A 10,260-nucleotide genomic window follows, 5' to 3' on the forward strand; every position below is an offset into this window, starting at 1 on the left:
GACGTGGCCCGTTCCAAGTGGTGGGAGCAGGAAGGGCAGAATTCTGGCATGTCGACCCCCACGCTTGTCACTTCGTGTACTGCGCTGCCCCCCGAGGGGGCTTCAGCCGCCTTGAGGCGGCTCGGCGGAGGCTGAATGCCCGAGGCCAAGGCCGCCCTGTCCGAACCCCAGAAAGCCCTGCTCAAGCTGGGCCTGGCGCGCGACATCGACCTGGCCCTGCACCTGCCGATGCGCTACGAGGACGAGACGCGCATCGTGAAGCTGCGCGACGCGCGCAATGGCGACACGGTGCAGATCGAGGCGACCGTGACCGAGAGCCACGTCGCGTTCAAGCCGCGCCGGCAACTGGTGGTGACGGTGGACGATGGCACGGATACGTGCGTGATGCGCTACTTCACCTTCTACCCCTCGCTGCAGAAGGCGCTGGCGGTCGGCACGCGGCTGCGCTTCCGCGGCGAACTCAGGGGCGGCTTCATGGGCTGGCAGATGGTGCATCCGGTCGGCAAGCCGGCGGGCGGCGCGCTGCCCGACGCGTTGACGCCGGTGTATTCGACCGTCGCGAGCCTGCCGCAGGCCTATCTGCGCAAGGCGGTGCTTTCGGGCTTGTCGCGCGCCGACCTCTCGGAGACCTTGCCGCGCGAGGCCGGCAATCTGAAGCTGTGGCCGCTGCGCGATGCGCTCGAATTCCTGCATCACCCGACGCCGGAAACATCGCTCGCGACGCTGGAGGATCGCAGCCATCCCGCCTGGCAGCGCCTGAAGGCCGAGGAGTTGCTCGCGCAACAGCTTTCGCAGTTGCAAAGCAAGCGGGAGCGCGACCGGCTGCAGGCGCCAGCGCTGAAGGGGCAGCCGCAGGGCTTGCCCGAGCAGCTGCTCGCGGCGCTCCCTTTTTCTCTCACCAACGCGCAGCGGCGCGTGTCGGAGGAGATCGCGCGCGACCTCGCGAAGGCGGTGCCGATGCACCGACTGCTGCAAGGCGACGTCGGCTCCGGCAAGACGATCGTCGCCGCGCTGGCGGCCGCGATCGCGATCGACGCAGGCTGGCAATGCGCGCTGATGGCGCCGACCGAAATCCTCGCCGAGCAGCACTTCCGCAAGCTGATCGGCTGGCTGGAGCCGCTGCTGGCGCCGCGCAACCTGCGCGTGGCGTGGCTCACCGGCAGCCAGCGGAAAAAGGCGCGCGAGCAGATGCTGGCGATCGTCGCGAGCGGCGAAGCCGCGCTCGTGGTCGGCACGCACGCCGTGATCCAGGAGCAGGTGCAGTTCAAGCGGCTCGGCCTCGCCGTGATCGACGAGCAGCACCGCTTCGGCGTCGAGCAGCGTCTGGCGTTGCGGGGCAAGCTCGCAGCCGAGGGCGGCGATGGCGGCGAGAGACGCGAAGACGGGGATTCGGGTACGCCGGCCGGCCGCGAGCCGCATCTGCTCATGATGTCCGCCACGCCGATTCCCCGCACGCTGGCCATGAGCTATTACGCGGACCTCGACGTTTCCACCATCGACGAACTGCCGCCGGGGCGCACGCCCGTCGTCACGAAGCTGATCGCCGACACGCGGCGCGAGGAAATCGTCGAACGCATCCGCGCGCAGGTCGCGCAGGGGCGGCAGGTGTACTGGGTCTGCCCGCTGATCGAGGAGAGCGAGGCGCTCGACCTCACCAATGCGACGGCGACGCACGAGCAGCTGAGTGCGGCCTTGCCGGGCGTGATGGTGGGCCTGCTGCATTCGCGCATGCCGGTGGCCGAGAAGAAAGCCGTGATGTCGCTCTTCGAGGGCGGGCAGATGGGCGTGCTGGTGTCGACGACGGTGATCGAGGTCGGCGTCGATGTCCCGAACGCCTCGCTCATGGTGATCGAGCATGCGGAACGCTTCGGCCTGTCGCAACTGCATCAGCTGCGCGGGCGTGTCGGCCGCGGCGCGGCGGCCTCGGCCTGCGTGCTGCTGTATTCGAACGGCGAGCACGGAAGGCTCGGCGAGACGGCGCGCGCGCGCCTGAAGGCGATGGCGGAGACGAACGACGGCTTCGAGATCGCGCGCCGCGACCTCGATATCCGCGGCCCCGGCGAGTTTCTCGGCGCGCGGCAATCCGGCGCGCCGCTGCTGCGGTTCGCCGACCTCGCGACCGACGCGCAACTGCTGCAATGGGCGCGCGAACTCGCGCCTGTCATGCTCGACCGTGAAGCCGAACTGGCGCAACGCCACGTCTCGCGCTGGTTGGGTGGAAAATCCGAATATCTGAAGGCGTAGATTCAAGCCGTGACCCTCACCGAGCTCAAATACATCGTCGCCGTGGCCCGAGAGAAGCATTTCGGCCGCGCCGCCGAGGCGTGCTTCGTCTCGCAGCCCACGCTGTCCGTCGCGATCAAGAAGCTCGAGGACGAGCTGGAAGTGAAGCTCTTCGAGCGCAGCGCGAACGAGGTGTCGGTCACGCCGCTCGGCGAAGACATCGTGCGCCAGGCGCAAAGCGTGCTGGAGCAGGCGGCGGCGATCAAGGAAATCGCCAAGCGCGGCAAGGACCCGCTCGCCGGCCCCCTGCGACTGGGCGTGATCTACACGATCGGCCCGTATCTGCTCCCGGACCTCGTGCGCCAGGCCATCGCGCGCAATCCGCAGATGCCTCTGATGCTGCAGGAGAACTTCACTGTGCGCCTGCTGGAGATGCTGCGCACCGGCGAGATCGACTGCGCGATCATGGCCGAGCCCTTCCCGGACACCGGCCTCGCCATCGCGCCGCTGTACGACGAGCCGTTTCTTGCCGCCGTTCCGAGCAATCATCCGCTGTCGAAGCAGAAGACGGTGCGGGCGGAGGTGCTGAAGCAGGAGACGATGCTGCTGCTGGGCACGGGCCACTGTTTCCGCGACCACGTGCTCGAGGTCTGCCCCGAGTTCGCGCGTTTTTCGAGCGACGCCGAAGGCATCCGCAAGAGTTTCGAGGGCTCCTCGCTCGAAACCATCAAGCACATGGTGGCCGCCGGCATGGGCGTGACGCTCGTGCCGCGCCTGTCGGTGCCCAAGGGCGCGCTCGTGCCGGTTCCGGCGCGGCGGCGCAAGGATGACGAGGCGTTCGTGAAGTACATCCCCTTCGAGGGCGACCCGCCGACGCGCCGCGTGGTGCTGGCGTGGCGTCGCAGTTTCACGCGTTACGAGGCCATCGCCGCGCTGCGCAATTCCATCTACGCCTGCGAATTGCCGGGCGTCAAGCGACTGTCATGACCCAAGGCACCGACACGATCTATCAACCCGGCATTCTCGATGCCGTCCCGGCCGTCGCTCGCTATGTCACTTTCAGCCTGGCGGACAAGGGCGCCGACGACCCGGCCATCCGCGACGCGATCAAGCGCCTGTCGCCGCTCGTGAACGGCAGCGACGTGGTGATCGGCCTCGGGCCCTCGCTCGTGGCGGCGCTCGATGCGAAGGTGCCGGGACTGCACGAATTTCCCGACATGAGCGGCCCGGATGCCAAGGTGCCGTCGACCCCCGGCACGCTGTGGTGCTGGATTCGCGGGGACGACCTCGGCAATCTGCTGCACCTCACGCGCAAGGTGCAGAAGGCGCTTGCGCCCGTGTTCGCCGTGCGGCACGTCGTCGATGCGTTTCGCCATTCGTGGAGCGGCACGCACGGACGCGACCTCACCGGCTACGAGGACGGCACCGAGAATCCCGAAGGCGACAAGGCGCTCGAAGCCGCCTTCGCGCACGGCCAGGGCGAGGGCATCGACGGCTCGAGCTTCGTCGCCGTGCAGCAGTGGGTGCATGACCTCGACGCATTCGAGGCGCTCGGCGACGACGATGCCAACCATCACTTCGGCCGGCACCGCGTCACCAACGAGGAGCTCGAGGATTCGCCGGAGTGGGCGCACGTCAAGCGCACGGCGCAGGAAAGCTTCGAGCCCGAGGCTTTCCTGCTGCGCCGCTCGATGCCGTGGATGATGAGCATGCAGGCGGGCCTGCAGTTCGTCGCGTTCGGCAAGTCCTTCGACGCGTTCGAGGCGCAGATGCGCCGCATGGCGGGACTCGACGACGGCATCGTCGATGCGATGTTCCGCATCTCGAAGCCGGTCAACGGCTCCTATTTCTGGTGCCCGCCCATGCGGGGCGGCAAGCTCGACCTGCGCCAGCTGGGCCTGTAGAGGCGATACGTCACCACCTTGCTGCGCGAGAAATTCGACCTCTACCTCGACCTGATCCGCTGGGACCGGCCCGCGGGCTGGTTGCTGCTGCTGTGGCCCTCGCTGTCGGCGTTGTGGATCGCGGCGGACGGCTTTCCCGGCTGGCACCTCGTCGCCGTGTTCGTGATCGGCACGATCCTGATGCGAAGCGCGGGTTGCTGCATCAACGACGTCGCCGACCGTGAATTCGACCGCCACGTGAAGCGCACCGCGAGCCGCCCCGTCACGTCGGGGCGCGTCGGCGTCAAGGAGGCGCTGGCCGTCGGCGTCGCGCTCGCGCTCGCGGCGTTCGCTCTGGTGCTGACGACCAACGCGGTCGCGGTGATGTGGTCGTTCGCGGCGCTCGCCATCGCCGTCGCGTATCCCTATGCCAAGCGCTTCGTGTCCATGCCGCAGGCGGTGCTGGGCATCGCGTTCAGCTTCGGCATCCCGATGGCCTTCGCGGCCGTGCAGGCGCGCGTGCCGCTGCTCGCGTGGGCGCTGCTGTTCGGCAATCTATTCTGGGTGCTCGCCTACGACACCGAGTATGCGATGGTGGACCGCGACGACGACCTGAAGATCGGCATCCGCACTTCGGCGATCACACTGGGCCGCGCCGACGTCGCGGTCGTGATGCTCTGCTACGGCATGTATCTCGCGGTGTGGGCGGTCGCGCTCACGGGCCGCATTCCGCTGCCCGTGCTCGCCACGACGGTGATCGTCGCGAGCATGCAGGCCTTGTGGCACTACATGTTGATCCGCGACCGCACGCGCGAGGGCTGCTTCACCGCGTTCCGGCAGAACCACTGGCTCGGCGCGTCGGTGTTCGCCGGCATCGCGGCGGGGTACGCGCTGCGATGAGGATGCGTGTCGTCCCCGCGGGATGACGGCGCGCCTCAGGCGCCGAATTCGTTGCCGAGTTCGTCCGCGCGCTTGCAGGCCGCGTGCAGCGCTTTCACGTAGAGCGCCTTCACACCGTCCTGCTCCATCGACGTGAGCGCCGCGTAGGTCGTGCCGCCTTTCGACGTGACACGCTCCCGCAAGGTTTCCGGCGGGTCCTGCGATGCTTTCGCGAGCGCCGAGGCGCCTTCGAAGGTGCCGACCGAAAGACGATAGGCCTGCTCGCGCGAGAGTCCCATCTCGATGCCGGCCTGCGTCATCGCTTCGAGGAAGTAGAAGACATAGGCCGGCCCGGACCCCGAGATCGCGGTGACCGCGTCGAGGTGCCGCTCCTCGTCGACCCACAGATGTTCGCCGGTGGTCGCGATCACGCGATCCACCGTCGACTTGTCTTGCGCACTTACGCCATCGCGCGCATACAGCGCCGTCATCCCCTTGCCGACGAGCGCCGGCGTGTTCGGCATCGAGCGCACGATGCGCTGCGTGCCGAGCCAGGCGGCGATGCTGTCGGAACGGATGCCGGCGGCGACGCTCAGGTGCAGCGCCTTCGCGACATGGGACTTCGCCTGCGCCGCGGCTTCCTTGAAGGTCTGCGGCTTCACGGCCCACACGACGAGGTCGCATTGCGCAAGCGCCGCGCCGGGTGCGGCCTGCGCATCCAGTGCGAACTGCTCCTTCAGTCTGGCGCGCTGCGGCTCGAAGGGCTCCACCACTTCGACGTTCGATGGCGGCAGGCCCTGCTTCAGCAGCCCGCCGATGATGGCGCTCGCCATGTTGCCGCCGCCGATGAATGCAATGCGTGGATTCGTCGCTGCCATGGATGTCACTCGAGATATTCGCAAGCCACGAACTGCGTGACCTGCATGGGATTGAAATTGTCGTCGCTCACGAACACCAGCGAGCGCGAACCGTTCGCGAGCCGCGGCCCCCAGCACATGCCCTCGGTGTTGTCGAGGCGCGGCAGGCCGAGCTGGGCGAAGTCGGCGAGCAGGGTCTTGCGCGGCGCGCGGAACCGGCCGCGCAGCAGTTGCGGCGAGGCCAGCGTATCGCTCGCCTCGCGCAGGTCGATGCGGTAGAGGCGCAGCGAAACGCCGCGGCCCATCATGAATGCGCGCTCCAGGACGAGCAGGTGATGTTCGCCATCCATCAGGATCTCGCTCACCCCGTTGTCCGCGTAGGCGCCCGGCGGAATGGGCGCGGCGGGGATCGCGTCGGGCACGTAGGCGATCTGCCGCGTGGCCTTGCCGCTCGCGAGATCGAAGTGCGTGAAGCGGCAGGGACCGCCCGCCGCCGCGACGCTCGGCTCGGGACCGTCCTGCTGCAGCGGGCCTTCCATGGCCGCCCACGCCCCCCGGCGGCCGGGCGTCAGCGCAAGGCCTTCGAGCGTCAGGTTGTTGCGCGGCCCCGGGCCGGCGCCGCCGTCGACACGGAGGTGCGCAGGCATGGCGATGTCGCGCACGAGCGAGCCGTCCGGCCGCGACTCGTGCATCGAAGGCGGGAGACCCAGCGTCACGTCGCCCTCGCTGGTCCACAGGAGATTGCCGCCGGGCAGCAGGCGCGCGGCTTCGGGGTCGACCTGGCGGCGGCCGTAGGGCTGCCCATTCGCCTGCCGCAGCGCCACGACGCCGGTCGGCTGCACCCGCAGCGCGTCGGGCAGAAGCGTGACGGCCAGCGTGTAGAAGCGCGCGGGGTCGCGCTCGGCGCGTTCGTCGCACAGCGCGATCCAGGCGCCCGAGGCCGGGTCGAAGTCGATGGCGGAGAGACCGCCGACGATCGTGTCGCGAAAGTTCAGTCGATGCGGCAGCGTCGTGTGGCCGATGAGCCGCAGCCGGGGCGGCACGGCAGTGATCGAGGGCACGCCGCAGCCCGCGAGCGCCAGGGCGGTCGAGCCCAGCCATGCGCGCCGCGTCAGGCAGGGAAGCGTCATGGCGACGAGTCTAGAACACGCGCCACGGCGTGCGCATCGGTTACGCTTTCGGCCCTATGAATCCCACGCTTTTCACTTCGTGAATCACGTACTGGCACTCGACCAGGGCACGACCAGCTCGCGGGCCATCGTCTTCGACCGTGCGGGTCGCGTCGTCTCGCTCGCACAGCGCGAGTTCCGGCAGATCTTTCCACAGCCGGGCTGGGTGGAACACGACGCGCGCGAGATCTGGGCGACGCAGCATGCCGTCGCGCTGGAGGCCATCGAGAAGGCGGGCGGCACGATCGATGCCATCGGCATCACCAACCAGCGCGAGACCACCGTGCTGTGGGACCGCGCCAGCGGCCAGCCCGTCGCGAACGCCATCGTCTGGCAGGACCGCCGCACCGCGCCGCGCTGCGACGCGCTGCGCGCGCAGGGCAAGGCGGCGCTCATTCAGCGCAAGACAGGGCTCGTGATCGACGCCTATTTTTCGGGGACCAAGCTGCAGTGGCTGCTGGACAACGTGCCCGGGGCGCGGCGGCGCGCGGAGGACGGCGAGCTGGCCTTCGGCACGGTCGACAGCTGGCTGATCTGGAATCTCACGGGCGGCCGGGTGCATGCGACCGATGCGAGCAACGCGTCGCGCACCATGCTGTTCAACCTGCATACGATGGACTGGGACGACGAACTGCTGGCCTTGCTGGATGTCCCGCGCGCCGTGCTGCCCGACGTCATGCCTTCGAGCGGCGTCATTGCCGAAACCGAGGCGTCGCTCCTGGGCGCCGCACTGCCCATCGCCGGCATCGCGGGCGACCAGCAGGCGGCCACCTTCGGCCAGGCGTGCTTCGCGCCGGGCATGGCGAAGAACACCTACGGCACGGGCTGCTTCATGCTCATGAACACGGGCGCCGCGCCGGTGACCAGCCGCAACCGAATGCTGACCACGGTGGGCTGGCAAGGCCCGCCGGCACTGCACCGCACGGCGTACTGTCTCGAGGGCAGCGTGTTCATGGCCGGTGCGACGGTGCAGTGGCTGCGTGACGGGCTGCAGGCGATCCAGTCCGCGGCCGAGGTCGAATCGCTCGCGGCGCAGGTCGACGACACGGGCGACGTCTACCTCGTCCCCGCCTTCGCCGGCCTGGGCACCCCGGACTGGGACGGCCATGCGCGCGGTACGCTGGTCGGCATGACGCGCGGCACCACGCGCGCCCACATCGCGCGTGCCGCGCTGGAGGCCATCGCCTTGCAGAGCGCGGACGTCTTCGGTTCGATGGTGCGCGACTCGCGCATCGACCTGACCGAACTGCGTGTCGATGGCGGTGCCTGCCGCAACAACCTGCTCATGCAGATGCAGGCGGATTTTCTGGGTGTCCCCGTCGTCCGGCCGCAGGTGACGGAGACCACGGCGCTCGGCGCCGCCTACCTGGCCGGGCTGGCCACGGGGTACTGGCACGACGCGGACGAGATTGCCCGGCAGTGGCAGGTCGAACGCCGCTTCGAGCCCCGCCTGGCCGAGGGCGAGCGCACCGCCAAGCTGGGGCGCTGGCGAGAGGCGGTTGCGCGATCGAAGGGCTGGGCGGTTCAGGCATGACGGCATCGCAAGCTATGCCGACGGAGCGAGCACGGCTGCTCGACAGCCTGGCGGAAGACAGAGTATGGGACATCGCCATCGTCGGCGGCGGCGCAACCGGCCTCGGCGTGGCGCTCGACGCGGCGGCACGCGGCTACTCGGTCGTGCTCGTCGAGTCGCACGACTTCGCCAAGGGCACGTCGTCGCGGGCGACAAAGCTCGTGCACGGTGGCGTCCGCTATCTGGCGCAGGGGAATGTGTCGCTGGTGCGGGAAGCTTTGCACGAACGCACGACGCTGTTGAAGAACGCCCCCCATCTGGCCCAGCCGCTCGCCTTCGTCATGCCCTCGTACAAGCTGTGGGAGACGCCCTTCTATGGCGTCGGCCTCAAGATGTACGACGCGCTCGCGGGGTCCGCGGGATTGGGCTCCACCCAGTTCCTGAGCGCGCGAGAGACGGCCGCGGCCTTGCCGAATATCCGGCGCGAAGGCCTCAAGGGCGGCGTGAAGTACTGGGACGGCCAGTTCGACGACGCTCGCCTTGCACTCGCCCTGGCACGCACCGCTGCCGCGCGCGGGGCGCTGCTGGTGAACTACTGCGAGGCGACGACGCTTCTCCACGAGAACGGCAAGGTTGCAGGACTGCGCTGCCGGGACACGGAAGGCGGCCGCGCGTTCGAACTGCGCGCGAAGGGCGTGATCAATGCCACCGGCGTCTGGGTCGACTCCCTGCGCCAGCAGGACGGCGAGGCAGTCGGCCGGCCCGTCGAGCCGATGGTCGCGCCCAGCCAGGGCGTCCATGTGGTGGTCGACAAGGCGTTCCTCCCCGGCACGCACGCGCTGCTCGTGCCGAAGACCGCCGACGGCCGGGTGCTCTTCGGTGTTCCCTGGCTCGGCAAGCTCATTTTGGGCACGACGGACACGCCGCGCGACGACCTCGCGCGCGAACCTCGGCCGTTCCGGGAAGAGCTCGAATTCATCCTGACCGAATCGGCCCGCTATCTGAGCCGCGCGCCGCGCCGCGAGGACATCCGCAGCATGTGGGTGGGCTTGCGACCCCTCGTCAAGCCGAGGGGAGAGGATGCGGAGCAGACCAAGGCGATCAGCCGGGAGCACACGGTGCTCGTGAGTCGGGGCGGCCTGGTCACCGTGACAGGCGGCAAGTGGACGACCTACCGCGCCATGGCCGAGGACGTGCTGGAGAAATGCTTTGTGGCCCATTTGCTGGAGCGGACGGACGCGGGAGTGACTGCCAACTTGCCGCTGGTGGGCGCCACCTCGGCGGCACATTCGACGTCGATCGGTGCGGCGCCGGGACTTCATCTATATGGAAGCGACGCGCCGCAGGTCCAGGCGTTGCCCGGCAGCGACCATGCGCTCGGAGGCGGGCTGACCGAAGCGATGGTGCGATTCGCGGCGCGGCATGAATATGCGCGGACCGCCGAGGATGTGCTGGCCCGGCGGTCGCGCCTGCTCTTCCTCGATGCGCGGCTCGCGGGCGAATTGGCCCCGGCGGTGAGCGAAATCCTCCGCGAGGAGACGGGCGCGGACCCACGTCAGGCCGAGTTCGAGGCCCTTGCCGCGAGCTACCTCGAACTCCCGGCGTAGGAGACAAGTCTGTAGAGAGCTAAAGGGGGCGTGAATTCCGAGCCTGTCCTTGCAATCGATTGCAAAAACGAAAAGGCCCGCCGAAGCGGGCCTTGCTTCGGCTTGGCTTGCCTAAGCCGACTTCTGAAG

At 68.8% G+C, this 10,260-nt stretch carries 8 protein-coding genes; 6 read left to right on the forward strand and 2 right to left on the reverse strand.

What is annotated here, in order from left to right:
- Window positions 1–135: 135 nt before the first annotated feature.
- From recG to ubiA, 4 genes are read left to right on the forward strand one after another with little or no spacing between them, the layout of a single operon-like run.
- Window positions 136–2,244 carry an ATP-dependent DNA helicase RecG gene (recG, locus tag AB7E83_RS07670; protein ID WP_428567344.1) on the forward strand — a complete coding sequence of 703 codons (2,109 nt, stop codon included), beginning with the start codon at window positions 136–138 and terminating at the stop codon, window positions 2,242–2,244.
- A 9-nt stretch (window positions 2,245–2,253) separates the two neighbouring features.
- The gene (locus AB7E83_RS07675) at window positions 2,254–3,210 is read left to right on the forward strand and encodes a LysR substrate-binding domain-containing protein (protein ID WP_428567346.1); all 957 of its coding nucleotides are present in this window, start codon (window positions 2,254–2,256) and stop codon (window positions 3,208–3,210) included.
- Entirely contained in the window at window positions 3,207–4,127 is a 921-nt protein-coding gene (locus AB7E83_RS07680) for a Dyp-type peroxidase (protein WP_428567348.1), read from the forward strand. Before AB7E83_RS07675 ends, AB7E83_RS07680 begins: the two co-directional genes overlap by 4 nt.
- 18 nt (window positions 4,128–4,145) lie before the next feature.
- Window positions 4,146–5,006: a 4-hydroxybenzoate octaprenyltransferase gene (gene ubiA, locus AB7E83_RS07685; RefSeq protein ID WP_428567351.1), complete on the forward strand. Its 861-nt coding sequence runs from the start codon at window positions 4,146–4,148 to the stop codon at window positions 5,004–5,006.
- A 35-nt stretch (window positions 5,007–5,041) separates the two neighbouring features.
- Here ubiA and proC read toward each other — a convergent pair whose 3' ends face one another.
- Together proC and AB7E83_RS07695 are read right to left on the reverse strand one after the other, a co-directional pair.
- Window positions 5,042–5,863: a pyrroline-5-carboxylate reductase gene (proC, locus tag AB7E83_RS07690; protein WP_428567354.1), complete on the reverse strand. Its 822-nt coding sequence runs from the start codon at window positions 5,861–5,863 to the stop codon at window positions 5,042–5,044.
- A gap of 5 nt (window positions 5,864–5,868) precedes the next feature.
- Window positions 5,869–6,972, reverse strand: a complete 1,104-nt coding sequence (locus AB7E83_RS07695; protein ID WP_428567357.1) for an esterase-like activity of phytase family protein — start codon at window positions 6,970–6,972, stop codon at window positions 5,869–5,871.
- On the opposite strand from AB7E83_RS07695, the gene glpK reads away from it, so the two are divergent.
- Together glpK and AB7E83_RS07705 are read left to right on the forward strand one after the other, a co-directional pair.
- Window positions 6,971–8,545 carry a glycerol kinase GlpK gene (gene glpK / locus AB7E83_RS07700; protein WP_428567359.1) on the forward strand — a complete coding sequence of 525 codons (1,575 nt, stop codon included), beginning with the start codon at window positions 6,971–6,973 and terminating at the stop codon, window positions 8,543–8,545. The two genes, AB7E83_RS07695 and glpK, sit on opposite strands and share 2 nt — an antisense overlap.
- Window positions 8,542–10,131, forward strand: a complete 1,590-nt coding sequence (locus AB7E83_RS07705; RefSeq protein ID WP_428567362.1) for an FAD-dependent oxidoreductase — start codon at window positions 8,542–8,544, stop codon at window positions 10,129–10,131. The genes glpK and AB7E83_RS07705 overlap by 4 nt, the downstream gene beginning before the upstream one ends.
- The last annotated feature ends 129 nt before the right edge of the window (window positions 10,132–10,260 follow it).

It is taken from the genome of Ramlibacter sp. (assembly GCF_050250995.1).
Taxonomy (GTDB): domain Bacteria; phylum Pseudomonadota; class Gammaproteobacteria; order Burkholderiales; family Burkholderiaceae_C; genus Ramlibacter.